25 protein-coding genes and 1 riboswitch are annotated in these 25,144 nt (G+C 50.1%); of the genes, 3 read left to right on the forward strand and 22 right to left on the reverse strand.

Annotated elements, in window-relative coordinates; all coding sequences use genetic code 11:
* Positions 1 to 247: 247 nt before the first annotated feature.
* The 16 genes from purD to ABNN70_RS01130 all read right to left on the reverse strand — a co-directional run bounded on the left by purD (position 248) and on the right by ABNN70_RS01130 (position 16,730).
* Positions 248 to 1,519: a phosphoribosylamine--glycine ligase gene (gene purD, locus ABNN70_RS01055; protein WP_353948471.1), complete on the reverse strand. Its 1,272-nt coding sequence runs from the start codon at positions 1,517 to 1,519 to the stop codon at positions 248 to 250.
* A 17-nt stretch (positions 1,520 to 1,536) separates the two neighbouring features.
* Entirely contained in the window at positions 1,537 to 3,078 is a 1,542-nt protein-coding gene (gene purH, locus ABNN70_RS01060) for a bifunctional phosphoribosylaminoimidazolecarboxamide formyltransferase/IMP cyclohydrolase (RefSeq protein WP_129929775.1), read from the reverse strand.
* Between the two features lie 14 nt (positions 3,079 to 3,092).
* Positions 3,093 to 3,665: a phosphoribosylglycinamide formyltransferase gene (gene purN, locus ABNN70_RS01065; protein WP_129929774.1), complete on the reverse strand. Its 573-nt coding sequence runs from the start codon at positions 3,663 to 3,665 to the stop codon at positions 3,093 to 3,095.
* Positions 3,655 to 4,695 (reverse strand): phosphoribosylformylglycinamidine cyclo-ligase, encoded by a 1,041-nt coding sequence (purM, locus tag ABNN70_RS01070; RefSeq protein ID WP_129929773.1) that lies wholly within the window; start codon positions 4,693 to 4,695, stop codon positions 3,655 to 3,657. Before purM ends, purN begins: the two co-directional genes overlap by 11 nt.
* 12 nt (positions 4,696 to 4,707) lie before the next feature.
* Complete coding sequence (gene purF, locus ABNN70_RS01075) at positions 4,708 to 6,132, reverse strand: amidophosphoribosyltransferase (protein WP_129929772.1); 1,425 nt, start codon at positions 6,130 to 6,132, stop codon at positions 4,708 to 4,710.
* Positions 6,108 to 8,330, reverse strand: a complete 2,223-nt coding sequence (purL, locus tag ABNN70_RS01080) for a phosphoribosylformylglycinamidine synthase subunit PurL (RefSeq protein ID WP_353948472.1) — start codon at positions 8,328 to 8,330, stop codon at positions 6,108 to 6,110. Before purL ends, purF begins: the two co-directional genes overlap by 25 nt.
* Positions 8,311 to 9,003, reverse strand: coding sequence for a phosphoribosylformylglycinamidine synthase subunit PurQ (gene purQ / locus ABNN70_RS01085; RefSeq protein ID WP_353948473.1), 693 nt, complete (start codon positions 9,001 to 9,003; stop codon positions 8,311 to 8,313). Before purQ ends, purL begins: the two co-directional genes overlap by 20 nt.
* Positions 9,000 to 9,251, reverse strand: a complete 252-nt coding sequence (purS, locus tag ABNN70_RS01090) for a phosphoribosylformylglycinamidine synthase subunit PurS (RefSeq protein WP_353948474.1) — start codon at positions 9,249 to 9,251, stop codon at positions 9,000 to 9,002. Before purS ends, purQ begins: the two co-directional genes overlap by 4 nt.
* Complete coding sequence (purC, locus tag ABNN70_RS01095) at positions 9,248 to 9,958, reverse strand: phosphoribosylaminoimidazolesuccinocarboxamide synthase (protein WP_353948475.1); 711 nt, start codon at positions 9,956 to 9,958, stop codon at positions 9,248 to 9,250. The genes purS and purC overlap by 4 nt, the downstream gene beginning before the upstream one ends.
* 62 nt (positions 9,959 to 10,020) lie before the next feature.
* The gene (gene purB, locus ABNN70_RS01100) at positions 10,021 to 11,319 is read right to left on the reverse strand and encodes an adenylosuccinate lyase (protein WP_353948476.1); all 1,299 of its coding nucleotides are present in this window, start codon (positions 11,317 to 11,319) and stop codon (positions 10,021 to 10,023) included.
* Positions 11,316 to 12,464: a 5-(carboxyamino)imidazole ribonucleotide synthase gene (gene purK, locus ABNN70_RS01105; protein ID WP_353948477.1), complete on the reverse strand. Its 1,149-nt coding sequence runs from the start codon at positions 12,462 to 12,464 to the stop codon at positions 11,316 to 11,318. The genes purB and purK overlap by 4 nt, the downstream gene beginning before the upstream one ends.
* The gene (gene purE / locus ABNN70_RS01110) at positions 12,464 to 12,922 is read right to left on the reverse strand and encodes a 5-(carboxyamino)imidazole ribonucleotide mutase (protein ID WP_240697320.1); all 459 of its coding nucleotides are present in this window, start codon (positions 12,920 to 12,922) and stop codon (positions 12,464 to 12,466) included. Before purE ends, purK begins: the two co-directional genes overlap by 1 nt.
* A 155-nt stretch (positions 12,923 to 13,077) precedes the next feature.
* Positions 13,078 to 13,179, reverse strand: a riboswitch (purine riboswitch).
* Positions 13,180 to 13,254: 75 nt separating this feature from the next.
* Entirely contained in the window at positions 13,255 to 13,491 is a 237-nt protein-coding gene (locus ABNN70_RS01115; RefSeq protein WP_353948478.1) for an NETI motif-containing protein, read from the reverse strand.
* A 78-nt stretch (positions 13,492 to 13,569) separates the two neighbouring features.
* Entirely contained in the window at positions 13,570 to 13,848 is a 279-nt protein-coding gene (locus ABNN70_RS01120) for a hypothetical protein (RefSeq protein ID WP_353948479.1), read from the reverse strand.
* A gap of 167 nt (positions 13,849 to 14,015) precedes the next feature.
* Positions 14,016 to 15,329: an NCS2 family permease gene (locus tag ABNN70_RS01125; protein ID WP_353948480.1), complete on the reverse strand. Its 1,314-nt coding sequence runs from the start codon at positions 15,327 to 15,329 to the stop codon at positions 14,016 to 14,018.
* A 282-nt stretch (positions 15,330 to 15,611) separates the two neighbouring features.
* Positions 15,612 to 16,730, reverse strand: a complete 1,119-nt coding sequence (locus tag ABNN70_RS01130) for a hypothetical protein (RefSeq protein ID WP_353948481.1) — start codon at positions 16,728 to 16,730, stop codon at positions 15,612 to 15,614.
* Positions 16,731 to 16,906: 176 nt separating this feature from the next.
* Between ABNN70_RS01130 and ABNN70_RS01135 the strand changes: the two genes are divergently transcribed.
* Entirely contained in the window at positions 16,907 to 17,983 is a 1,077-nt protein-coding gene (locus ABNN70_RS01135) for a DUF5105 domain-containing protein (RefSeq protein ID WP_353948482.1), read from the forward strand.
* Between the two features lie 316 nt (positions 17,984 to 18,299).
* Here the strand turns inward: ABNN70_RS01135 and ABNN70_RS01140 are convergent, their stop codons facing one another.
* The 4 genes from ABNN70_RS01140 to ABNN70_RS01155 all read right to left on the reverse strand — a co-directional run bounded on the left by ABNN70_RS01140 (position 18,300) and on the right by ABNN70_RS01155 (position 21,359).
* On the reverse strand, positions 18,300 to 18,728 hold the full coding sequence (locus ABNN70_RS01140) for an immunoglobulin-like domain-containing protein (RefSeq protein WP_353948483.1): 429 nt from the start codon (positions 18,726 to 18,728) through the stop codon (positions 18,300 to 18,302).
* A gap of 304 nt (positions 18,729 to 19,032) precedes the next feature.
* Entirely contained in the window at positions 19,033 to 19,656 is a 624-nt protein-coding gene (locus ABNN70_RS01145; RefSeq protein ID WP_353948484.1) for a TetR/AcrR family transcriptional regulator, read from the reverse strand.
* The gene (locus ABNN70_RS01150) at positions 19,657 to 20,460 is read right to left on the reverse strand and encodes an ABC transporter permease subunit (RefSeq protein ID WP_353948485.1); all 804 of its coding nucleotides are present in this window, start codon (positions 20,458 to 20,460) and stop codon (positions 19,657 to 19,659) included.
* Positions 20,457 to 21,359 carry an ABC transporter ATP-binding protein gene (locus ABNN70_RS01155; RefSeq protein ID WP_353948486.1) on the reverse strand — a complete coding sequence of 301 codons (903 nt, stop codon included), beginning with the start codon at positions 21,357 to 21,359 and terminating at the stop codon, positions 20,457 to 20,459. The genes ABNN70_RS01150 and ABNN70_RS01155 overlap by 4 nt, the downstream gene beginning before the upstream one ends.
* A gap of 181 nt (positions 21,360 to 21,540) precedes the next feature.
* Here ABNN70_RS01155 and cynS point away from each other — a divergent pair, with 181 nt between their 5' ends.
* Positions 21,541 to 21,984: a cyanase gene (cynS, locus tag ABNN70_RS01160; RefSeq protein WP_129929755.1), complete on the forward strand. Its 444-nt coding sequence runs from the start codon at positions 21,541 to 21,543 to the stop codon at positions 21,982 to 21,984.
* 60 nt (positions 21,985 to 22,044) lie between these two features.
* Complete coding sequence (tlp, locus tag ABNN70_RS01165; protein ID WP_206184318.1) at positions 22,045 to 22,281, forward strand: small acid-soluble spore protein Tlp; 237 nt, start codon at positions 22,045 to 22,047, stop codon at positions 22,279 to 22,281.
* An 84-nt stretch (positions 22,282 to 22,365) separates the two neighbouring features.
* Here the strand turns inward: tlp and ABNN70_RS01170 are convergent, their stop codons facing one another.
* Together ABNN70_RS01170 and ABNN70_RS01175 are read right to left on the reverse strand one after the other, a co-directional pair.
* The gene (locus ABNN70_RS01170) at positions 22,366 to 22,866 is read right to left on the reverse strand and encodes a GNAT family N-acetyltransferase (RefSeq protein ID WP_353948487.1); all 501 of its coding nucleotides are present in this window, start codon (positions 22,864 to 22,866) and stop codon (positions 22,366 to 22,368) included.
* A gap of 560 nt (positions 22,867 to 23,426) precedes the next feature.
* Positions 23,427 to 24,917, reverse strand: coding sequence for a malate:quinone oxidoreductase (locus ABNN70_RS01175; protein ID WP_129929806.1), 1,491 nt, complete (start codon positions 24,915 to 24,917; stop codon positions 23,427 to 23,429).
* Positions 24,918 to 25,144 lie beyond the last annotated feature (227 nt).

Below are 25,144 nucleotides of genomic sequence, written 5' to 3' on the forward strand. Positions count from 1 at the left end.
TCACTTATGTTCATCAAACAGGGGAGAAAATTCAATAAAGCGAAACAGGTGCCTGGAGCGCACCTGTTTTTTATGCATTTCCCCGTCTGCCAGGATCTGTTCAGGAGTCGCATCATGCAGGCATCCACAGTGGGTCTCCAAAGAAGATGGCTTTACAGCCCTGACTCCAGATAGAAAAAACAACCATGATATGCACCATGATTGCCCGTATACAAGCCTCTCTTTTTCATGATCCTCTATATGTCGGTTACGGTTTTTCCGCCGCTTCCAGTGCCCGGTGACCGATGTCTTTCCGGAAAAACACATCATCTGTCGCGATGCGCTCAAGATCTTTATTCACAGCGTCGCGTGTGGTACGCAGATCATCACCGAGCCTGGTCACCAGCAGCACCCGGCCGCCGCTGGTCAGCCAGTCCTCACCGTTCTTTTTCGTTCCGGCATGGAAAAGTAATGCCGCACCGGGCAGTGCGCCCAGATCTCCCAGTTTCCTGCCTTTGGGATAGGAACCCGGATAGCCTGCCGTTGCGAGTACAACGCCGACCGCTGTCTTGTCCGACCATGAGAGTGCCGGCTGCCCTCCATCCATCACATCCAGGACAACCTGAACAAGATCGGATTCCAGACGCGGCAGAACGACCTGCGTTTCCGGATCACCAAATCGGCAGTTAAATTCGATCACTTTCGGGCCATCCTTCGTCAGCATCAGACCGGCATAAAGAACACCGGTAAAAGGGCAGCCTTCCTGAACCATCCCGGAAGCAGCAGGTTTGAGGATGGTCTGCACCGCTTCATTGGCAATCTTCCCGGGAATCTGGGGAACCGGCGAATAGGCACCCATACCGCCGGTGTTCGGACCCTTATCCCCATCAAAGGCCCGTTTATGGTCCTGTGCAATCGCAAGCGGCGTCACCGTCTCCCCATTAACGAGTGCCATCAGAGAGAACTCATCACCTGCCAGATATTCTTCAATGACGACACGTGCGCCGGCATCGGCAAATTTTCGATCCTTCATGATGGCTTTGAGCCCCTGTTCAGCTTCGGCCATCGTCATGGCGACAATGACTCCTTTTCCTGCAGCGAGCCCGTCCGCTTTCAGAACAATCGGAGCACCGACCTGCTGCAGATAGTCGCCCGCCTGCTGATAATCTGTAAACGTCTGATAGTGTGACGTCGGGATCTGATTGTTTTTCATCAGGGCCTTCGCAAACGATTTACTGCCCTCAATGCGTGCCGCGGCTTTTGACGGACCAAAAATTTTCAGCCCGCGTGCGGAAAAATAATCAACAATACCACCGACAAGCGGCTGTTCCGGTCCGACAAGGGTCAGATCAACATCATGTGTCTCGGCAAAATCGGCCAGACCTTGAAAATCCATCACGTCAATGGGCGCACATTCGGCGACTGAAGCGATTCCGTCACTTCCCGGTGCCGCATAGAGTTTATCGACCAACGTACTCTGAGCGACTTTCCAGGCCATGGCATGTTCCCGGCCGCCGCCGCCGACAATCAATATGTTCATAGTCCATTCCCCTTTAATCAATGTTTGAAATGGCGCATGCCGGTGAAGACCATGGCAATATGGTATTTATTGGCCATATTGATCGATTCCTTGTCGCGGATTGAGCCGCCCGGCTGAATAATTGCCGTAATTCCGGCTTTTGCCGCTGCTTCCACGGTATCTCCCATCGGGAAGAAGGCATCAGATGACAGGACGGCACCTTTTGCTTTGTCCCCTGCTTCTTCAAGTGCAATTTTTGCCGCACCGACGCGGTTCGTCTGTCCGCCGCCCATACCGACCATCCGGCCATGATTAACCAGCGCAATGGCGTTTGACTTCACATGCTTGACAATTGTCCAGGCAAATTTCAGACTTTCCATTTCTTCATCCGTTGGTTTGCGCTCCGTCGCGACTTTCAGCTGATCCCTGATATCATCATAGCCTTTGGTATCCAGTTCCTGGACAAGCATGCCACCACGTACAGACGTATATTGGACAAAATTCTGCTTATCGTCCGTCAGTTTTACCTGGAGGAGTCTCAGATTCTTCTTTTTCTCAAGAATGGTCAGCGCCTCATCCGAGTACGCCGGTGCAATAACGATTTCCAGGAAAATATGATGCAGTTTCTCTGCCAGAGCCGCATCGACTTCGCGGTTCAGTGCAATGATCCCGCCAAAAATGGACACCGGATCGGCAGCATACGCTCTGTCATAAGCTTCATTCACATTCTCACCGATTCCGATGCCACATGGATTCATGTGCTTGACGGCCACTGCCGCCGGCTGTTTGAATTCTTTGATGATGCCGAGTGCTGCATCAGCGTCGCGGATATTATTATAGGAAAGTTTTTTCCCATGCAGCTGTTTTGCGGCGGCAATCGTTGATTCATTTAACAGGGGATCGCTGTAGAATGCCGCCTTCTGATGCGGATTTTCGCCGTAACGCAGTCCCTGCTTCTTCTCATAGGTGATGGTCAGCTTTTCCGGGAACTCCTCACCGGTCTGCTTTGTAAAGTAATCGGCAATCAGCGCATCATAAGCAGCCGTATGACGGAAAGCTTTGGCCGCAAGTTTCTGTCTCAGTTCAAACGGTACTTCAGCATGTTCATTGAGACTTTCCGCAACACGATCATAATCGGCCGGATCACAGACAACCGTGACGCTCTTATGATTCTTCGCTGCAGAGCGGAGCATACTCGGACCACCGATATCGATGTTTTCTACCGCTTCGTCATAGGTGACATCCGGCTTCGCAATCGTTTCTTTAAACGGGTAAAGGTTCACAATAACAAAATCGATCGGCTGAATGCCATGTTCTGCGATCGCGTCCATATGCGCCTTTTTATCACGGACAGCGAGCAGTCCGCCGTGGATCGCCGGATGAAGGGTCTTGACACGTCCATCGAGAATTTCCGGAAAACCGGTAACGTCGCTGACTGATTTGACCGGGATACCGGCCGCTTCAATCTCTTTTTTGGTCCCGCCGGTTGAGATGATCTCAATCCCTGCATTCACCAGTTTTTTCACAAAATCGATCAGTCCAGTTTTGTCTGAAACGCTAACCAGAGCACGTTTTACCACGTTGATACTTCCTTTCACTTATCTGTCAGTAATTTTTCAATGGTTTTCGGATAAAGCCGGTGTTCTGTTTCATGGATCCGCTGTTCAAGTGTATCAAGGGTGTCGGCGCTCGCAACAGGAACGGGCGCCTGGGCGATGATCGGCCCGGTATCCATGCCTTCGTCAACATAATGCACGGTCACGCCGGTCACCTTAACCCCTTTGCGAAACGCCTGCCCGATCGCATCCAGACCGGTGAAAGACGGCAGCAGCGACGGATGAATATTCACAATCCGGTGCGGGTAAGCGTCAAGCAGTGTATGCCCAAGCAGTCGCATATATCCGGCAAGGAAAATATATTCGATGCCGCGTTTCCGGCAGGCAGCAACAATCTGCTCTTCAAAGGCACGCTTCGAAGGGAAGTCCTTCCGTGAGACCACAAGTTTTGCCACATCTGCCTCTTGGGCACGGCGGATGACCCGGGCTCCCGGCTGATCACAGACCAGCAGTTCAAGCGTTGCCGGTATCTTGCCGAGTCGCACAGCTTCAAGGATCGCCTGAAAGTTTGTTCCGTTTCCGGACGCAAAGACGGCTATTTTATGCTTCATGATGGTTCACCAGCGTCAATCCCTGTTTTTCCACAACACGCCCAATGATATAAGGCCTCTCGCCGAACTCAAGGAGTTTCTCAAAAGCATTCTGTTCGTCCTGAGGGGAAACGGCAATCACCATACCGATCCCCATGTTGAACGTATGAAACATGTCGTCCGGATCGAGACTGCCGATCTCTTTCAGCCACCGGAACACATCCGGAAGCGGCCAGGCGTCTGTATCAATTTCCGCACCAAGCCCTCCGGTGAACATGCGCGGGACATTTTCATACAATCCCCCGCCGGTGATGTGAGCCAGCCCGTGAACATCCAGGGAGCGAATCAGCTTAAGCAGCGGTTTTACATAGATACGCGTCGGTTTCAGCAGTTCCTGACCAACCGTGAGCTTCGGATCGGGCGCGAACGGGCTGTCATAACCCAGACCTGCCGCGGTGATCAGTTGCCGGACCAGGGAAAATCCATTGCTGTGCAGACCGTTTGAAGCAAGACCGATCAGGCTGTCTCCGGCTTCGATCCGCTCGCCGGTGATTCTCTTCGCTTTTTCAACCACACCGACTGAAAAACCGGCAATATCGTAATCTTCTCCCTGATACATGCCAGGCATCTCAGCGGTTTCGCCGCCGACAAGCGCGCAACCCGCTGCTGCGCAGCCATCAGCAATCCCCTTTACGATGGCTTCCGCTTTCTCCGGCTCCAGTGAGCCACAGGCCAGATAATCGAGAAAATAAAGCGGTTCAGCCCCCTGCGTGACAATGTCATTCACACACATGGCAACCGCGTCGATCCCGATCGTGTCGTGTTGCCCGGTTTTAAAGGCAACCATCAGCTTGGTTCCGACACCGTCCGTTCCGGAAACGAGCACCGGTTCCTTTATGTTCATCTTCGACAGATCAACGGCTCCGCCGAATCCGCCCAGGCCGCCGATGACTTCCGGTCTGAACGTTCGCCGGACGTGTTTCCTGATCCGATCGACCGTCTCATAACCGGCTTTAATATTCACACCGGCCTTTTTATATGCATCGGCCATTCCAGATCCTCCTCAGACAAGCAGTTCTTTTTCATGTGGCAGCACCGTATCCGGATAAATTTCCGTCGGGTAACTGCCGGTAAAGCAGGCCAGACACTGGCCGCAATTTTTCAGCGCCGGATCACGGCCAATCGCCTTCTTCAGACCGTCCACACTGAGATAGACAAGGGAGTCGGCGCCGATGATTTCCCGGATTTCTTCCACTGAATGTTTGGCGGCAATCAGTTCCGACGACGTCGACGTGTCGATCCCGTAAAAGCAGGGATGGGTAATCGGTGGCGAACTGATCCGTACGTGCACTTCAGTGGCACCGGCTTCACGCATCATGTTGACGATGCGCCGGCTCGTGGTCCCGCGGACAATCGAATCGTCAACCATGACGACTCTTTTCCCTTCAATAATAGCCCGGACCGGGGATAATTTCATCTTCACGCCCTGCTCACGAAGCTCCTGAGACGGCTGGATGAAGGTCCGCCCGACATAACGGTTCTTGATCATTCCAAGTTCATAGGGGATTCCTGTGGCTTCGGCATAGCCGATCGCGGCTGAAATACTGGAATCCGGAACGCCGGTTACGACATCTGCCTCAACAGGTGCTTCCTGGGCCAGCATTTTTCCAAGATTTTTACGTGCGGCATGAACATTAATCCCCTGAATATTGCTGTCCGGGCGTGAGAAATAGATGTATTCCATACTGCAGATCGCCGGTTCGGTATGATTGGTAAAAAATTCCGAACGCACCCCTTGATTATCGATCACCAGGATTTCACCCGGGTTCACATCGCGAACATACGTCGCACCGATCAGGTCAAAGGCACAGGTCTCAGAGGCAACCACCCAGCTATTGCCGAGCCGGCCTAGTGAAAGCGGCCGCAGACCGTTCGGATCCAGTGCCGCAATCATCTGATGCTCCGTCAGCATGGTCAGAGCATAAGCCCCCTTGATCACCGACAGTGCATGCTTCAGGCTTTCCATAAAGTTGTCAGAAAAATCCCGTTTGATCAGATGAGCAATGACTTCCGTGTCTGAGGTGGTCTGGAAAATACTTCCCCGTTCCTCGAGCTCCCCCTTCAGTTTGTGCGCATTCACCAGGTTGCCGTTATGGGCAATCGAAAGGGAATCCTTCTGTGAGCGAAAAACAAGCGGCTGCACATTCGCATAACTGTTTCCACCCTGAGTGGAGTAGCGGACGTGTCCGATCGCCGCATAACCCTTGCTGAGTGCTTCCAGTTTTTCGTGATCGAAAACGTCGTTAACCAGCCCGAGGCCTTTATGATCATAAAGATGTTTTCCATCTGTTACAGCAATGCCGGCGCCTTCCTGGCCTCTGTGCTGCATGCTGTGAAGTCCGTAATAGGTCAGCTTTGCTGCATTTTCATGCCCCCAGATTCCAAAAACACCACATTCCTCGTTCAGTTCTTTGCCGACATCATACATGACAGAACTCCTCTCCAGTCCTTTTCAAGTTCCGGTCGATTAAGTCGCACTGTTTCAGAGTCAAATTTCAGGATGATTTGTTCACTGCGGATCACCGTCCCGATTCGGACGGCGTCTTCAACTGTAGATTCAAAGGCGGCCGAAGCCGGTTCAGGGACGGAAATCAGGTATCGTGACTGGGTTTCGGAGAACAGTTCCACCACCGGATCCGTGTGAAAAGAAAGACGGGCGCCGAAATCCGTACCGAATACCGAGTCGGCCACAGCGGCGGCCAGGCCGCCTTCGGACAGGTCGTGTGCTGAAGAGACAAGGCCGGATGTAATCGCTTTGAGAATCTGCTTCTGACGCTTTTTCTCAAGAGAAAGATCCAGCTTTGGTGCCTTCCCGGATGCCTTTCCTTTCAACAGCAGCTGCAGCGCGCTGCCTCCGAATTCAGCCTGCGCCCGCCCGACAAGATAGACAGCGTCGCCTTCCTGTTTAAATGCGGCCGAAGTCACGTGATCCAGATGCTCAATGAGCCCGACCATGCCGACGACCGGAGTCGGATCAATGGCTTCATGATCCGTCTCATTATAAAGCGAAACGTTTCCGCTGATGACCGGTGTCTCAAGGACCCGGCAGGCTTCCGCCATCCCGTTCACCGCTTCTTCCATTTCCCAGAACACTTCCGGATTTTCCGGACTGCCAAAATTGAGGCAATCGGTGATGCCAAGGGGGATGCCTCCGGAGCAGACAATATTGCGTGCTGCTTCGGCAACTGCAATCCGGCCTCCCTCTTTTGGATCAACGGCCAGATATTTCGCATTGCAGTCCGTCGTCATCGCCAGTCCCTTATTCGTGCCGCGAACGCGGATCACGGCTGCGTCAGAACCTGGCGGGATGACTGTATTCGTCTGCACCATATAATCGTACTGACGGGTCACCCAGTCTTTCGCAGCCAGAGTCGGCTGCATCAGCAGCTTTCGGATCGTCCCGGCATAATCGGTAATGGATGGATGCCATGCAGGGGCTGACTGATTTTCTTTATATTCAGCGGGAACTTGCGAGGGCATGTGCCGGACCGGAGCGGAAGCAAGTGCATCCGAAGGCACTTCTGCCACGACTTTGCCCCGGTGTTCCAGTCTGAGCACTTCTTCTTCAATCACTTCGCCGACAGCTACCGCGTGCAAGCCCCAGTGGGAGAAGATCGACTGGATTTCCTTCTCACTGCCCTTTTTAATCACGATCAGCATCCGTTCCTGTGATTCAGAAAGCATCATTTCATAAGGCGTCATCCCGGTCTCACGCTGGGGAATCAGATCGAGATTCATATGAATCCCGACGCCCGCTTTGGCGGCCATTTCACTGGCTGAAGAAACAAGCCCCGCCGCCCCCATGTCCTGGATCCCGACAAGTGCTTCGTGTCTCGTAAGTTCCAGGCACGCTTCAACAAGCAGCTTTTCCATAAACGGGTCACCAACCTGAACAGCCGAGCGCTTCTCATCCGACTTCGCTGAGATTTCTTCAGAGGCAAAGGTGGCCCCGTTAATTCCATCGCGCCCCGTGCTCGCTCCGACATACATCACCGTATTGCCGATACCGCGCGCCTGGCCGACCTGAATATCCTGATGGTTCATGATGCCGACACACATGGCGTTGACAAGCGGATTGCCGTTATAACACGGGTCAAACTGCAATTCACCTCCGACCGTGGGGATCCCGATGCAGTTCCCGTATCCGGCAATGCCGCTGACCACCTCTTCAAACAGATAACGGACACGCGGATCACTCAGATCACCGAAACGGAGAGAATCGAGCAGGGCCACCGGGCGGGCACCCATCGAAAAGACATCCCGAATAATTCCGCCGACGCCTGTCGCCGCCCCCTGGTACGGCTCAATCGCCGACGGATGGTTATGACTTTCAATTTTAAAGACAACTGCCTGACCGTCACCGATATCCAGGATCCCTGCACCTTCACCGGGACCCTGGAGCACGCGTTTACCTCGGGTTGGAAATTTTTTTAAAAGCGGTTTTGACGTCTTGTAACTGCAGTGCTCCGACCACATCACGGAAAAAAGTCCGGTCTCCGTGTAATTCGGTTTGCGTCCAAGAAGCCGTTTGACTTCCTGAAACTCATCCTCCGTCAGCCCCATGGTTCTATAGATTTTTTTCTGTTCAATCTGTTCCGGTGACGGTTCAAGATGTGTAAGCGGCATGAGCGGATTCCCTCCAGTTGTTCAAAATGGACTTGAAAAGGCGGAGACCGTCGACGTTGCCAAGCAGCGCATCAGCTGCCCGTTCCGGATGAGGCATCATCCCGAGCACGTTCCCGCTGCTGTTGACAATTCCGGCAATATTGGCCATTGAGCCGTTTGGATTTTCACCGGCATAGGAAAAGACAATCCGGTGGTTCTCCTTAAGTTCCTTCAGCGTCTGATCATCACAGAAGTAATTCCCTTCGCCATGAGCGATGGGGATGCGAATGGTTTCCCCTTTTTGATATAAAGAGGTAAAAAGCGTCCGGTTATTCTCTACTTTAAGATGGACGGTTTCACAGATGAATTTCAGATCGCGGTTTTTCAGGAGTGCTCCCGGCAGAAGTCCGGACTCTGTCAGGATCTGGAAACCGTTGCAGACGCCGAGCACCGGTTTTCCTTCCCGTGCTGCACGGATCACCGCCGGCATAATCCCGGAGAAACGGGCAATCGCCCCGCAGCGGAGATAATCTCCGTAAGAGAAGCCGCCCGGAATCATCACGGCATCGAACCCCTCAAGCGAGGTCTCCCCGTGCCAGACGTATTCCACGTCTTCACCCAGTCCGTCTTTTATCGCGTAGTACATGTCCTGATCACAGTTTGATCCTGGAAAAACGATGACTGCGGTTTTCACGGGCGGGCCTCCTCTTCGATTTCATAACGGTAATTTTCAATGACGGTGTTGGCCAGCAATTTGTCGCAAATTTCGTCCACCTGCTGAGCCAGGTCTGCCGTATCCTCCATTTCGAGTTCGATGAATTTCCCGATCCGGACATCTTTCACCTTTTTATAATCCATATTATGAAGCGACTGCATGACCGCCTGTCCCTGCGGATCCAGGACACTTTCCTTGAGCGTAATGAATACCTTCACCTTTTTCATTTCACACCCTCCAGTCGGTTCAGCAGTTTTTCATAAGTCTCCGGGAGATCAGCGATATTGCGACGGAATACATCCTTATCCAGCTTCTCGTGCGTTTTTCTGTCCCACAGGCGGCAGCTGTCCGGGGAAATTTCATCAGCAAGGACAATATCTCCTGTTGTTTTCAGTCTGCCGAACTCAATCTTGAAGTCGACCAGCAGAATGCCCGCTTCTGAGAAAAGGTCCTGCAGAATCGTGTTGACACGGGCGGCCAGACTGCGGATCTCCGCCAGATCTTTCTCTGTCGCGAGCCCGATTGCCTGCGCGTGATCATCGTTAATCATCGGATCGCCGAGTTCATCGCTTTTGTAATAAAATTCAATGATCGTCCGTCCGAGGCGGACCCCTTCATCAAGCCCGAAGCGCTTTGCCAGGCTGCCTGCCACCACGTTACGGACAACGACTTCAATCGGAATGATATCCACAGCTTTGACCAGCTGCTCTGTCTCAGAGATTTTGTCGATAAAATGTGTCGGAATACCCTTGCCCTGAAGCACATGAAAGATTCGGGTGCAGATGGCATTGTTCAGTTTTCCCTTGCCCGGAAATACAGCTTTTTTCTTCCCGTTAAAAGCTGTTGCATCGTTTTTATACACGACACGCAGAACATTCGGATCATCGGTCGTAAACATTTTTTTCGCTTTACCTTCGTAGAGCAGCTGGCTCATGGTTTTATCCCCTTTTGTTCGATATTTTTCTATGATTATGGGCGCGATCATTTACTCCGGCTTCAGTCATTCAGGCCGAGCCGTTCAAAAATCAGATTCACGTTCTTCAGGTGATAGGTTTCATCAAAGCAGGCATCCAGTTCCGCCGGTGAGAGCCGGTCCGTCACGCGGGTATCCTTATCCAGCAGTGATCTGAACGGTGTTTCCGTCTCCCAGGATTTCATCGCATTCGGCTGAACGATATCATAGGCTTCCTCCCGGCTCAGACCTTTTTCAATCAGTGCCAGAAGCACATGCTGAGAGAAGGGCAGGCCGAATGTCCGTTTCATGTTGCGCCGCATATTTTTCGGGAACACGGTCAGGTTTTCCAGGATGTTCGAGAAACGGTGCAGCATATAATCGAGACCAATCGTCGCATCCGGCAGAATGACGCGTTCTGCCGAGGAATGCGAGATATCACGTTCATGCCAGAGCGGCACATTTTCGTAGGCTGTGAGCATGTAGCCGCGGATCACCCGGGCCATGCCGCACATATTTTCCGAACCGATCGGATTGCGCTTATGAGGCATGGCAGAGGATCCCTTCTGGCCCTTGGCAAAACCTTCTTCGACTTCACGAATCTCCGAGCGCTGCAAGCCGCGGATTTCCACGGCAAATTTTTCGATCGATGTCGCGATCAAAGCCAGCGTCGCCATATAATGGGCATGACGGTCACGCTGCAGCACCTGAGTCGAAATGGGAGAAGCTTTCAGACCGAGATGCGTGCAAACATAGCGTTCAACGGACGGATCAATATTGGCATAAGTGCCGACCGCACCGGATAGTTTCCCGACACGGATATCCTCCGCAGCCGCCTTAAACCGGGCCAGATTCCGTTTCATTTCTTCGTACCACAGGGCCATGACAAGGCCAAATGTCGTCGGTTCGGCATGGACACCATGCGTCCGGCCCATCATCACAGTATTTTTATATTTTTTCGCTTTGCCGCGGATGACATCGATAAAATGTTCGATATCCTTCAACAAAAGGGTATTGCATTGTTTCAGCAGATAAGACTGCGCCGTATCGACCACGTCCGTCGATGTCAGGCCATAATGTACCCACTTTTTTTCATCGCCGAGCGATTCGGAAACGGTCCGGGTGAAAGCCACCACATCATGGCGGGTGATCTTTTCAATTTCGTGAATCCGGTCCACCGTAAATGTAGCCTTCTCCCGCAGTTTTCTGCAGTCTTCTTTGGGAATCTCACCGATTTCGGACCAGCCCTCGCAGGCAAGAAGCTCTACTTCGAGCCAGACCCTGTACTTATTTTCTTCCGTCCAGATTGCGCCCATCTCCGGCCGCGTGTAACGATCAATCATGCCTTTCGACCTGCTTCCTGTTCGATTTTCCATATCCCTGATTTCTGAGCTTTCGCTATCGCGTCCTCAACTGTATCGCCGAGGATGTTCAGATGGCCCATTTTTCTGCCGTACCTTGCTTCCGCTTTTCCGTACAGATGCAGATGAGCATCAGACAGCAGATCCAGGTGATCCAGAAGCGGCTGCACATGCTGGCCAAGGATATTGACCATAATCACCGGCTTTAACAGCTGCGTGCCCGCAAGCGGCAGACCGCAGATTGCGCGGACATGCTGCTCGAACTGCGAGGTTTCACAGGCATTGATGGAAAAATGTCCGGAATTATGCGGGCGCGGTGCCGTCTCATTCACGTAGACGGTGCCGTCCGTTCCGACAAACATCTCAACCGCGAGCGTCCCGACAAGATGCAGGGACTCCGCAAGACGCAGGGCATGCTGTGTCGCCTCTTCGCGGAGTGCGTCTGTAATCCGGGCCGGAACAAGGGTATGATGAAGAATATTATGACGGTGAATGTTTTCAGCAACCGGAAAAACCGAGGTTTCCCCCTTCGTGCTGCGAACCACAATGACCGAAATCTCTTTCTCAAATGGCAGCCATTTTTCAAGTTCAAACGGCGTCCTGCCGATGTACGGGAGGGCTTCCTGCAGGTCATTTTCAGAATGCAGAACATACTGCCCCTTACCGTCGTAACCCCCTTCCGTCGTTTTCAATACGGAAGGAAATCCGATTTTGGCAAGCGCCGTTTTCAATTCGTCGCTGTTTCTCACAGGCAGATACGGAACAACCGGCAGTCCGGCCTTACGGATTGCTGCCTTTTCATTCAGCCTGTCTTTTGTTATTTCAAGTAAATGATAGCCCTGCGGAAGATAACTGTATTTCTGCAGATAATCCGCTGTCTTCACGTCCACATTCTCAAATTCATAAGTGACCACATCGGCACAGGCGGCCATTTTCTTTGCTGCCTCGGGATCATCGTATGCGGCAACAATGGCTGTGTCGGCAACCTGGGCACAGGGGCAGTCCTCAGTCGGATCGAGCACGGCAATGCGGTATCCCATCTGTTTCGCCGCAATCGCCATCATCCGTCCAAGCTGTCCGCCGCCCAGGATGCCAATGGTTTGTCCCGGTAAAATGGTTTTCTGCATCAGTTTAACTCACTTTCCTTTACTTTCTGCTCCATTGATTTCCGGTAATGTTCCAGTCTGTCTTTTAATGCCTCATCAAATGCCGACAGGAACTGTGCGGCAAGAAGTCCGGCATTGACCGCACCGGATTTGCCGATGGCTACAGTCGCAACCGGTATACCGGCCGGCATCTGGACAATCGACAGCAGTGAATCCATACCACTCAGCGCATGTGACTGAACCGGAACACCGATAACCGGCAGGGTCGTCTTCGCGGCAATCATTCCCGGCAGGTGTGCCGCTCCCCCGGCTCCGGCAATGATGACCTTCAGTCCGCGTTCTCTTGCCGACTCGGCATAGCGGAACATCAGATCCGGTGTCCGATGCGCCGAAACGACATTTTTCTCATATGGAATCTCCATTTTGTCCAGAATGTCACAGGAACGCTTCATAGTTTCCCAGTCCGATGTGCTTCCCATCACTACACCAACTGCTATCTGACTCACATTATGGCCTCCTAAAATCTTTGCCCGGTGAACACGTACAGACATAAAAAAGCCCAGAACAGCTGATTCTCCGTGCGAAGAGAAAACAGACCGTCTGGTCAAACCGCGGGCAGCGGTCTGCAAGTCAAACGTTTCTTTTTTCCCTTCATAGTCCGGCAATTCTCGGTCGCCGGGTAGAAACAGTTGGGCCATATTCCCAAAAATATATGACAGGGTTTGTTATGTCCTTTTTTAACACCTTCATCATATCAGTATCGTTCAGAATGTGTCAACCAAAATTCGAACATTACACGAAGCTTTTGGATTTATTGTTCGCCTTTTGCCGGTCGCAGCTGCCCCTCAATCACACAATGCCGGCCGGCAACTTCCGGTCCTTCCGGTCCTTCCCGGAAAAAAGGACGCTGTGAACGCATAATGGGATCATATCCTTCTTTTTTCATCCGATCCAGACAGTCATCAATCGTTTCATTTTCCTGAACAATAAAGATCTTCCGGGCCGAATGACGTTTCTGATGCGCATGCTGCTTTCTGCTTTTCTTCAATGAACTTCACCACCTGATTCGAGCGATCCTGTCTATTATACCAGTGGACGTGTGCGAGGCGCACCAGTGCCACATTTTTCAGGAAACATAAAACCCGAGTGCAACGCACCCAAATGCAAACAGAATCGCTCCGGTGACACCTGTCACAACATGGATGACAAAACTGGGGATATGGTTCAGCGCGCTGCCTTCGATCGTCATCGCAATGCTTGCCGAATTGTCCTTTCCTTTTTCGTGCTCGGCACGCATCATTAATTTTCTTCCTGCCGTTCTGAGCCGGTTGGTCAGTACAAATCCGAGCGTCAGGACGGCGAATCCGGCAACCCAGAAAATAACCGCCAGAATCAATGAAATCATGGTCCATCACGTCCTTTACAGGGGTTATTTCTATCTTGCCTGTATCCGGACCGGCTTATGCAGAAAGCTGTTCCTGTGAAGAAAACGGCGATCGTCAACTCAGGCATGCCTTAAAGCTAAAAAATCCTCTCTCTTTTTACAGAGAAAGGATCTATTGCACTATCCGTTCAGATATTCAGGACCCAGAAGAAAATGATAAAGACAAAGAACAGCCCGTAAACGATCGGGTGTACTTCTTTTCCGCGGCCGGCGGCAATCATCGTGATTGGATAAACAATGAATCCGAGCGCGATACCGTCGGAAATGCTGTACGTCAGCGGCATGCCCAGTACGGTCAGGAAAGCCGGAACAGCAATTTCAAATTTATCCCACGGAATGCCCTTCAGCGCGGTGGCCATCAGCACGCCGACAATGATCAGCGCCGGGGCAGTGACCTGCGAGGTGACAACAGCCAGGAGCGGCGAGAACAGCAGGCCGAACAGGAAGAGAATCCCGGTGACGACCGCTGTAAAGCCGGAACGGCCGCCTACTGCAATTCCGGTTGATGACTCAACGTAAGCTGAAGTCGGTGAAGTCCCCAGTATAGAACCGGCAAGCATTGATGTCGAGTCGGCAAGCAGGGCCTGCCCGACGCGCGGCATTTTATTATTTTTAATAAATCCAGCCTGTTCCGCGAGCCCGATCAGTGTCCCTGCTGTATCGAAGAAGGTGACCAGAAGGAAAGTCAGAACAACGACAGCGAGCTGAAGCGTATTGATATCACCAATATGGGTAAGGGCAACACCAAAAGTCGGAGCGAGACTCGGTGCGGCCGAAACAATTGCGGAGGGCAGCGGAACCAGATGGAAAATCATGCCGACAATTGCTGTCAGCACCATACCGATAAAAACCGATCCCGGTACCTTGCGAACCATCAGAATGATCGTTGCGATCAGTCCGAAAATCGTCAGCCAGGTTGTGCCGACGTTCAGTGGGCCGAAAGCGACAAGTGTTGACTTGTTAGCGACAATCAGTCCGCCTTGTTGAAGTCCGATAAAAGCAATAAAAAGTCCGATGCCGGCCGCCATCGCCAGCTTCAGGCTCTGTGGGATGGCATCGATGATCAGTTCCCGGATCTTAAAAATGGTAATCAGGAAGAAAATAACGGCAGCGATAAACACGCCGGCCAGCGCTGTCTGCCAGGGGATTTTCATGCCAATAACAACAGAAAAGGCGAAAAAGGCGTTGACCCCCATGCCCGGTGCAATCGCGATCGGATATTTAGCGACAAGCCCCATGATCAGGCAGCCGAGAGCACTCGAAAGAGCCGTTGCTGTGAATACGGCCCCCTTGTCCAGACCCGCGTTGGCAAGAACAACCGGATTGACGAACAGTATGTAGGCCATGGAAATAAATGTCGTCAGTCCGGCCAGTGATTCACGTCCTGCTGATGTTTTCAGTTCGGAAAAATGGAAATAACGTGAAAGCCAGTTTTCGTTCACAATGATCCTCCTTTTGCAGCTGTTAGCGTCTGTCCTCTTAGAAACAGAAAGAAACCGGTACAGGCCGCCCGTTCGATAATATCCGGGAGTTTATGAAAAGCCAATAAGAGCAGAAAAAGGCGGCCGGTACAGGATCTGAATGTCTTTTGAAGAGGTACAGACTCTTTTTTGCACGTTCATTATAACAGTGTGCAGGCAGAGGAGTCAATCAAATAACGAACGTTTACAGTCCAGTTCAATTTGAATGTTCGTTCTTTACAGGCCGCTGGCGCACGGCACCGTTTACAGATTGGCCCCCTTCTCCGACTGCCATCTGCTGACTTCCGGCTTCTGAACCCTGATTTTCTCTTTATGTGTCCACTTTTTTGCTGCCTCCTCCGTTTCCCAGGTGTCGTCCATTCCGTGAATCAGCCACTGTCTGGTCTCCGCCTCCCAGATCATCCGGAACACGACCCCGCGCTGATAGGAGTCATCATACATATGTGAATCCCCTTTTATCCAGTAGACATATTTATAGGAAACAACTGTTTCAATCGATGCATTCCATCTTCCGCCATACCGGGAGATCTCGATGGAATCAAGATTGACCGTCATACCAAGATAGGAAGATTCAATGGCTTCAAGGTGCGTTCTGATGGTCGCAAACTGGGCCATTCTGCTTTGTGATTGCTGCATCCTGAATATTTCCGTCGCCGACGGCAGTTTATCCGGATGATAATCAGCAGTTTCCCATTCGGATACCTCAGCATTAAACTGATGAACGGAAGCCATTACCTGCTTCTGAAAAGTCGGATCAGAGCGGACCCACTGCGCCGTATCTGCCTGAACCGTCACTTCATCTCCCCAGAGCGCTATCTGTTCTTTTTTGACAAAAAGCCCAAGTTCATTCGTCAGAAATTTCTCAAGCCGGTATTTGCCGGGGAATACCGGACCGAAACGATCCTTTTCTTTCGTCTGCGGAACCGTATGCCCTTCCAGTTTGAGTGACAACCTGTCCCCTTCCTGCAGCCCGGAAACCATGATCATCTGAGGCTTGATTTTTACTCTGTACGTTGTAAAAAAGAACAGGAATTTATCGGAAGGGGTTAAAGTCAGGACCGCGTCCGAATCAAAGCTGCCTTCTCTGATCTCCTTTTTTAAGGCGTGCATTGCCTCTGTAAACACATCTTTCTCCTCTTTCAGATAAAGAAGCAGTCCGCCGGCTGCATTCCTGTCAAATGCCGTCTTTTTGTCCGCGGAGATCATCAGGCCCTGCAGCTTCTCTGCCTTGTTTTCCCGTATGGCCTGTTCAAACCTTTCGAGTGTACGTTCCGGAGCAGACAGGTGCCATCCGGTGAGAAGAAACAGGACCGCAGCTATACTGACAAGCGCGCCGGCAATGATCCAATAGTTCCGAAGCATATCAATCCCTCCCTTCAGGCATTCTATGCCGGGAACGTTTGTCCGCGGCATCGCCGTTTCATTTTTACTCAGATAAATCCCGTATATTTCTCCGGCGGGAAAAAGGACAAACCGGTTCATTCTATTTCATTTTCCCGACGCATAGAACCCCTTGTAGAAGTTTTATAAGGTTATTGATGAAACGGAATTGGAGGTTGATCGCCATTAAGAACAGAGTCAGCTTATTGATTTTCAGTCTTGTCCTCGTACTCTTTGTCGCCGGATGCGGTAAGGATGAAAATGGAAAGGGAAGCTCCGATGTTGCGTCCGTCAAAGTTAAAAACGGACTGTATATCACACATGAAGGCCAGGAAAACACAAAAGAAAGTGCCCTTCTTGCACTCAATCTCACCGTCACCAACCACATGGGCGAAACACTGGAACTTTACCCCGGGGATTTTACACTGTTTGATTCCGATGAGACGAAAGTACCGGCTGAGGAGACGATTTATGACGATTCAGGCAAATTCAAAGTGATGGACAGCGCCGATCTTCCAGACGGGAAGTCCGCCTCGGGATACATTGCATTCAGAATTGATAAAAGCAAGTCCTATGAACTGCACTATCAGCCCTCTGTTTTCGATCCGGATAAAAAAGCCGAACCTGTTATTGTCAAAATCAGCGGCAAGGATTATAAAGATCAGCAAAAGGATATCCTCGATGCCGCCAGTGCCTACCTGAATGTCGTTTTCTTCGGAAAACAGGAGACAAACTACGCAAAGCTTGTCGCAAATGATGCGAAAAAAGAGGAGGAACAGATCAGGGACCTGTTTACGGAAAATGCAGATTTTGGTGAAGACATCTCACCATCAGAAACAGAGGCAGCCTGGCAGGCGTTTAAAAAAACAAACGGTGAAAAAGGGAAAATTGACTTGAATGTGCAGACGGCTTTCGCCGAAACGGCTGAGGTCGAAGTGACACCCACCGTGCTGAATTTTAATGATATGTACGATGCGGTTCAGGATCTCCGGGATCAGTTTATCGATGACAACCGGGGGAAATACCCGGATTATAATACGGCCCAAAAGGCATGGAATAAGTATCTGATCAAACATATCGCCGATGTTTTCAATAACTCCGATGTGAAAGAATCAGACGAAAGCTACCCGATCAAACTGATTAAGGATGGAACCAGGTGGCGTATAGATTCCGAAAAACGAACGGAAAACTACGAATTCGAATCTCTCTCTGAAGTGATGACAGGGGGGTATTAATGGGGAACGACCGGCTGCGGTTTTTATTGATTTTCACACTCAGACTTTCTTGATCAGGATGACAGCATCCTGATTTCTTTTTTTAATTTATGTCTGAATTATCCCATAGAAAAGTGCATCATTAAGCCCCCGTTAACCGGAGTTGCCTTTTTCAGTTCAAGACAGGGTTCAGAAAAACTAATCCTCCGACGCACCTCGGACTTGCCCGCCGGGAAGCCTTTTTTCATTAGATGACATGCAAAAGTGAGGGCATAGAGCGTAAAATTTCACTTCAATTCAAACCTGGCGGCGAAAACTCCGTCGGACATTTCTCTGATCACCCGGTACTTTCCCGTGTCAGCGGATATTTGAGGGTTTTTTCTGAAAGGCTGATGTCTTCCTCTGCCATTTGACCCGGTTTCAGTAGCCTGGCTATCTCTATAAATGCCACATCGTCACGGAAAGGGATCTGAAACCACGTCCCCTCCTGATATTTTTCGATCTGATAACTCAGACCGTAACTGAGCGTCTTTCCGGTTCGGTTTACAAGGGTCACGGTAATCCTCTCTGTATGGACAGGATAGGTGCTTCTCCCCGTTTTCATGATGATATTCGGATTCTTATTCATCTGATCCTCAGAAAATCTCGATTTTGCAAGCGGCATCTCACGGGTGTCTGAACCCCGACTGAAATCAGAGTTGCAGCCGGCTACAAGATTCAGTGACAACGATACAAATACAAGCCACCGTATTTTTCTTCTGAACATGTCCTGGCCTCTTTTCGAATGACATCTGTGACAGAAACATCAGGTAAAAACAGAACCGAAACTGGATAAATGGCGTTTTGACCAGCAGGAGAACGGCTTATGGGGCAGGATCATGTCCACGTTTTACAGGCTGCCTGTCCGCTTCTCCCACTGTTATTATTCATTATATTCAGGAGGTGAGTCAATTGACATGCAAACTCCAGATGGTGATGCGGGCTGTTAACGTACCGGGGCAAAGAATAAAAGGGGCAGGAATCAATAACCGGCTCATCGCTCAGATTATTTTCTTCCTGCCCCTGACCATTCATTTTAGATCTTCATCATTCTTCACCAGTCCGTGCAGGCTCATCGTCAGCATGGCCAGCAGCTTATCGACATACGGCATGATCTCTTCAAAAGTAGCTCCCGGATGAGTTTTAAAATAGCCCAAAGTTTCTTTTGCATAATATTCGTAATGAGATACAAGCACGGCTTTTAATACCTCTCTGTCGACACCTTCTTTGAGGTCAAGCCGGTCAATGGTCTGCTCAACAAACGCCGGCGTGGTATCCATCAGTTCTCTGAACAACTTTTTCATTTTCTCTGACAGGGTCTTCGGGGGCCTGATCAGTGCACTCAGAATGAACCGGTAAATATCCGGATAGGTTTTGTAAAAGCGGAATTCCGTCTCACAGATCTGCTTAATATCCGCAATGACGTGCTTCGTCAGATGCCAGTTTTCATAATCCAGTTCCTTCAGCGTGAATTTAAGCGCGTAATCCACACTGGCCTCAAAGAGCTTCTCCTTAGACTCAAAGTAATGAAAAATCAGTCCTTTGGAAACGCCGGCTGACCTGGCCATCTGATTGGTTGAAGCCTGATCGAAACCTTTAACAGCAAACTCATGAACAGCAGCCATTAAAATCGCTTTTTCTTTTGATTCATCCATTTAGGCCTTCAAATCCTTCCTCCTGTAAATCCAGTATGTCGCAAGAAAGCAGACGGCAAGCACAATCAGATCGGTAATCACATATTTCCATTCAATGCCGTGATTGAATACATTACTCGGAAGCGCGGTGTCCACCGGCGAGAAATAGACGAGGAACTCATAGTCAGCCTGGAGCCTGCCGACAATTCCGAGAATATAGGTTAAAAATACCAGCGCCAGCGAAATCGATGTCGTCGACTTACTCGATGCAAGCAGTGAAGAAATCAGGATGCCCACGCTGAGAAAAGTCAGACCCATCACTTCCCCGGCAAACAGCAGAACGGAAAAATCCTTAAACACTTCCGATGCCGAAGCACCTTCCTCAAGGAACAGCAGGCAGATCAGAAAAGAGGCGACGACCGTGATCACCCAGTATAATGTATAAACAAGCACGTTCGCCAGAATTTTCGATGAGACAATAGACGCCCGGGATATCGGCTGCGCATACAGATAACCGATCGTTCCGTCCGATTCTTCCCTTGCCAGTGCGTTCGTACCCAGCATCGCGGCAAAAATAGCTGAAGCGATCAGGATATACTGAAAATAGTAACCGAAAAAGCCTTCCGCTGTCCCCAGAACCGCCATATCAGACAAATTGAAAGCTTCCAGCATCTCTTTCGGGAAAGCGCTCATATCAAATGAGGCCATGCTGTCACGCATCGAAGGAAAAAGTGCCATCATACCGAAGATCAGCGCAACAACCACAATCACCCAGATCAACAGACTTTTGATATGTGTTTTACTTTCGAGTCTGAAAAGTGTCATACACGTTCCGCCTCCTGATTTTCATACATAGACATAAATTGTTCCTCGAGATCGCGGTTGGTTACCGTCACATCATCGAGATTGACGGACAGCGCTGCCAGTGTGGCAAAAAGCCGGTCCAGCCCTTTCTCATAAATAAAATGCGCTTCGTGTCCCTCTTTTTTAATCAGTTCAGCTCCGATCGCTTTCATCTCATCCACAGGCAGACGGTCCCCTTTCAGAGTAATGATCTTGATCTTCTTATTCATTTGTGTCAGGTCTTCAACCCCGATCAGATGTCCCGCCTTGATAAAAGCAATTTTGGTGCAATAATCCTCAACTTCTTTCAGGTTGTGGCTGGACAGAAAGACCGTCACACCTGCTTTCTGCTTTTCCTTCAGGAGTCGAAACAGTCTGGAATGGATCAGCGGATCAAGTCCATTCGTCGGTTCGTCCAGGATCAGCAATTCGGGATGATGAATCAGGGCACAGATCACAGCCACCTTCTTCTTATTGCCAAGCGAAAGTTCGCCGAATTTTTTATTCAGATCAACCTGAAACAGATCGCAGTAACGGTCGAGTTCCTGCCGGTCCTCTGCCAGGTGGTGGAAGTCGAGCGTATAGCGGATCAGGTCGTGCACCCTGAGCTGCGGATAAAATCGTACATCACTTGGTGCATAGCCAATCCGTTTTTTAACCAGACGGTTTGCGGCCGGCATCGGCTGCCCGAATACCCTGACACTGCCTTCACTTGTCTTGATGAAATTGAGGATCATGTTCATCGTTGTCGACTTCCCGGCACCATTTGGTCCGATAAATCCGAAAAATTCACCCTCATGAACCTGAAAGGATACATTTTTAACGGCAGCAAATTTTCCAAAATACTTACTGATATGATTCAGTTCAATGACCGATTTCATGATAACACCCCTTGTTGGAACGTGATTGACCACCTGGTCAAGACCAATATAGCATCTATTGACCGGGTGGTCAACACAGGATGAAATAAATTCTTTGTCAGATCTTTTCACAAACCAGCCATAACAATTTTCAGGAAGTGATATACTTTTTTACTAAAAGCAGACACTGGAGGCAAAAAAAATGGCCTATTCTTCAGTAACAGAACTTATCCTGGAAGCAAAAGAAAAGAAACATCTGAGCTTCGCGCAGATTGCGGAAACGGCCGGCTGTTCGGAGGTCTTTTGCACTGCCGCTATTTACGGTCAGCAAACGCTGAACCCCGAGCAGGCAAAAGCGGTTACCGATCTGCTGGATCTGCCGGAAGAAGCTGAGCGGGATTTAAAGTCCATACCTTATCGTGGCATGAATTTTTCTTCCCCTCCGACCGACCCGACCATTTACCGGCTGTATGAAATTGTTCTCGTTTATGGTGATGCCATCAAAGCGCTGATTCACGAAAAGTTTGGTGACGGAATCATGAGCGCCATTGATTTCAAAATGGATCTGGACAAAAAAGAAGATCCGCATGGCGACCGCGTGGTGATTACGTTAAATGGTAAATTCCTGAAGTATAAAACATTCTGATTGTCCCCCATTCATATTCCTCTGATCAGGCGGCATACTAATCCTGACTGAAAGGAGGCAATATCAATGGCAAAACCGGATGATCGTTCGGATAATATGGAAAAGATCGAAAAAAACATCGGCCATACATTGAAAAACATGGATGAAGCGGATGATTACCTGAAGGCGCACGGCTCACAGATGAGTGAAGCAGAAAAGCGGCAGATCATGGAGAAAAATGAACGCCGCGAACAAAGTATCGAAGGTTTACGTGAAGAAATCAGGGATGAAGCTGCCTACAGCAAGACAGGCAAATAAGAATGTAGCGTCGCCATGAAGGCGGCGCTATTTTACATCCATCGGTCGGGCGGAGTTATGAAAAAAAATCCGGATCTTCAGAAGCTAAATAAACCGCGCCATCATATATTCATCCACGTATGCATCGCCTTCTCTCATGGCTTCCCTGTCTTCTCCATAGATTTCAAATCCCATATTTTTATAGGCCTGGATGGCCCTTTCATTGGCGACCATCACGTAGAGGTAGAATTTTTTTACGATGCCTTCTTCACGGGCAATTTCCATTAATTTTTCGATCATCTTCCGGGAGATCCCCATTCTTCGGTAATTGGGTGTGACATAGACTGCTTCGAGGGTTGCCCTGTGCTGCATTTTAGGCAATGTTTCCTTAACCAGCGTCACGACTCCGACCAGCTGGTCTGCATCGAACGCCCCGACCGTGATCGCATGTCCTCGGGAAAGCCGCCCGGCATAATCGGCTACAGATAAATCCTTCTCAATCGCATATTCCGATGCAAAAGCCTTCGGATTCTTCAGCAGGGCTTCCAGCCTCAGTTTCCGGTAAATCGCCGCATCTTTTTCTGTCAGTTCTTCATATCGTATCACTGTGCATTCCCCCTGATGGATGTTTGTTCCTTTGGTAAGATAGATCTATTATGTGCCGATCACTGCCATCTTATTGTTGCCCTTAACACGTTATATGGATTGTTCTGAGAAATTGACCTGATCGGTTTTTACGACAAAAAGAATCCGTCCCTCTGCTGAAGAGACGAATTCCATACGATTTGAAAATGATCGTTATTTTCTTTTCATACGCCGGAGCAGATCCGCCAGAAAGCGGCACCCAAAGCGTCGTGACACCCGAAAAGGAGCTGAAAATAATTATAGCGTATATTATTGAGAAAACTGCGCCCGAATGGCCCCGCATAAACGTGTGTCCGTCCAATCCATCAATGTGTGATAATGCCCATTCTACTGGATCCTGAACCAGGGGTCAATACCGGCTGAAATCGTCATGCATCTGGTCGCATCTTTTACCGGAGGGTTGAAAAACCCTGCCCTGCCCGGCTGATGGATTCGTCCGACATGCCGGCCGTGTGCCGGAATCGCACCCTGTCTGCCGAAATGAGCGGACCATTCCGCCTGATTACAGGGGATTTTTCCGCTTATTTAATGTTGAGGACCTGCGCCGTGGAGGCATGAATTTCATCCAGAAGCGCCGGATGTTCAGCCAGAGACAACCCGTAAGAAGGAATCATTTCCTTAATTTTCGGTGTCCACTCCGCCATCTTCTGCGAAAAACACCGGTTCAGGACATCCAACATCACGTAAACGGCAGTTGATGCGCCGGGTGAAGCGCCAAGCAATGCGGCAATCGAGCCGTCTGAGCCCGTCACGACTTCTGTGCCGAATTGAAGGGTTCCTTTGCCTCCGGAAGCGGTGTCTTTGATCACCTGTACACGTTGTCCGGCCGTCACCAGATTCCAGTCCGCGCCGTTTGCCGCCGGAATAAACTCGCGCAGGGCATCCACCCGTTTCTCCTGCGATAAGAGCAGCTGCTGGATCAGATACCGGGTCAGTTTTCTCTGTTTGACCCCCGCGGCCAGCATCGTCAGCACATTATCCGGTCTGACAGAACGGAGAAGATCACAATTTGATCCGGATTTCAGAAATTTCGGTGAGAATCCGGCAAAAGGTCCGAACAGAAGAGTCTGTTTACCGGCAATATACCGGGTATCCAGATGGGGCACCGACATGGGGGGAGCACCGATTTTCGCCTTCCCGTACACTTTCGCATGATGCTGAGCAATGACCTGCGGATTTTTACATACCATAAACAGTCCGCTGACCGGAAATCCACCAATGTGTCTGGATTCGGGAATGCCTGTTTTCTGCAAGAGAGGCAGGCTCCCGCCACCGCCACCGATAAAGACGAATTTCGCTGTATGGACTTCATTATACCCACTGGCCAGATCGCGCACCCTGACTTTCCACTGTCCGCCTGAACGCTGGATGTTTTCAACGCGATGCCTGTAACTGACTTCGACGTTCTCTTTTTCCAGATGATCAATCAGCATGCGTGTCAGCGCTCCAAAATTCACATCCGTGCCTGATTCCATTTTCGTTGCTGCTACCGGTTCCCGTGATGACCGTCCGTTCATAATCAATGGAATCCATTCTTCCAGCTGAGCCGGATCTTCGGAAAACGCCATTCCCTTAAAAAGGGGATGACCGGAGAGCGCCTGAAATCTTTTTTTCAAAAAAGAAACATTTTGCTGTCCAGTAACAAAACTCATATGAGGGATTGGACGAATAAAGTTCTGTGGATGCCGTAACAAATCGTTTCTGACGAGATAAGACCAGAATTGTCTTGAAAGTTGAAACCGCTCATTAATCGTGATCGCTTTACGAATATCGACCGAACCATCCGGTTTCTCAGGTGTATAGTTCAGTTCACACAAAGCGGAGTGCCCGGTACCGGCATTATTCCACTCATTAGAACTTTCCTGACCTGCTTTGTCAAGTTTCTCAAATACTTTGATATTCCAATCGGGTGATAGCGCTTTCAACAATGATCCCAAAGTGGCACTCATAATTCCCGCACCGATTAAGATGACGTCTGTTTTCTTCTGAATACTCATGATCTCTTTCCTCATCCCCTGTTTTTTCATTAGATGCTGCTGTCCCTGCATCAAAAAGGCGAAACTCAAAATGTACTATTTCTGTCACAATGTTAAGTCTATAATAATCGAAAATCAGCCGATAATAAAGCGGGAAGGTAATTGCCCGCAATGAATAGCCTCATTCCCGTCTATGGGACTGTCCAACTTTAATTCTGAATGGAAGGACGTGTCCCCCAGATCTGTCTTAAATATTATGTTAA

Source organism: Sporolactobacillus sp. Y61 (genome assembly GCF_040529185.1).
Classification (GTDB): Bacteria; Bacillota; Bacilli; order Bacillales; family Sporolactobacillaceae; genus Sporolactobacillus.

Bases quoted from the DNA above. Each gene is read 5' to 3' on its own strand.
- purB (WP_353948476.1), bottom strand. From the start codon at position 11,319: ATGATTGATCGTTACACGCGGCCGGAGATGGGCGCAATCTGGACGGAA.
- ABNN70_RS01120 (WP_353948479.1), bottom strand. From the start codon at position 13,848: ATGATTTCATTGATTCTGGCGGTTATTTTCTGGGTTGCCGGATTCGCC.
- ABNN70_RS01155 (WP_353948486.1), bottom strand. From the start codon at position 21,359: ATGAAATCGGTCATTGAACTGAATCATATCAGTAAGTATTTTGGAAAA.
- ABNN70_RS01150 (WP_353948485.1), bottom strand. From the start codon at position 20,460: ATGACACTTTTCAGACTCGAAAGTAAAACACATATCAAAAGTCTGTTG.
- purD (WP_353948471.1), bottom strand. From the start codon at position 1,519: ATGAACATATTGATTGTCGGCGGCGGCGGCCGGGAACATGCCATGGCC.
- purS (WP_353948474.1), bottom strand. From the start codon at position 9,251: ATGAAAAAGGTGAAGGTATTCATTACGCTCAAGGAAAGTGTCCTGGAT.
- purL (WP_353948472.1), bottom strand. From the start codon at position 8,330: ATGCCGCTTACACATCTTGAACCGTCACCGGAACAGATTGAACAGAAA.
- ABNN70_RS01175 (WP_129929806.1), bottom strand. From the start codon at position 24,917: ATGAGGAAAGAGATCATGAGTATTCAGAAGAAAACAGACGTCATCTTA.
- purN (WP_129929774.1), bottom strand. From the start codon at position 3,665: ATGAAGCATAAAATAGCCGTCTTTGCGTCCGGAAACGGAACAAACTTT.
- purC (WP_353948475.1), bottom strand. From the start codon at position 9,958: ATGAGCCAGCTGCTCTACGAAGGTAAAGCGAAAAAAATGTTTACGACC.
- ABNN70_RS01135 (WP_353948482.1), top strand. From the start codon at position 16,907: ATGAAACGGAATTGGAGGTTGATCGCCATTAAGAACAGAGTCAGCTTA.
- ABNN70_RS01145 (WP_353948484.1), bottom strand. From the start codon at position 19,656: ATGGATGAATCAAAAGAAAAAGCGATTTTAATGGCTGCTGTTCATGAG.
- purF (WP_129929772.1), bottom strand. From the start codon at position 6,132: ATGTATGATGTCGGCAAAGAACTGAACGAGGAATGTGGTGTTTTTGGA.
- ABNN70_RS01130 (WP_353948481.1), bottom strand. From the start codon at position 16,730: ATGCTTCGGAACTATTGGATCATTGCCGGCGCGCTTGTCAGTATAGCT.
- purK (WP_353948477.1), bottom strand. From the start codon at position 12,464: ATGCAGAAAACCATTTTACCGGGACAAACCATTGGCATCCTGGGCGGC.
- ABNN70_RS01140 (WP_353948483.1), bottom strand. From the start codon at position 18,728: ATGTTCAGAAGAAAAATACGGTGGCTTGTATTTGTATCGTTGTCACTG.
- cynS (WP_129929755.1), top strand. From the start codon at position 21,541: ATGGCCTATTCTTCAGTAACAGAACTTATCCTGGAAGCAAAAGAAAAG.
- purE (WP_240697320.1), bottom strand. From the start codon at position 12,922: ATGGGAAGCACATCGGACTGGGAAACTATGAAGCGTTCCTGTGACATT.
- purM (WP_129929773.1), bottom strand. From the start codon at position 4,695: ATGGCCGATGCATATAAAAAGGCCGGTGTGAATATTAAAGCCGGTTAT.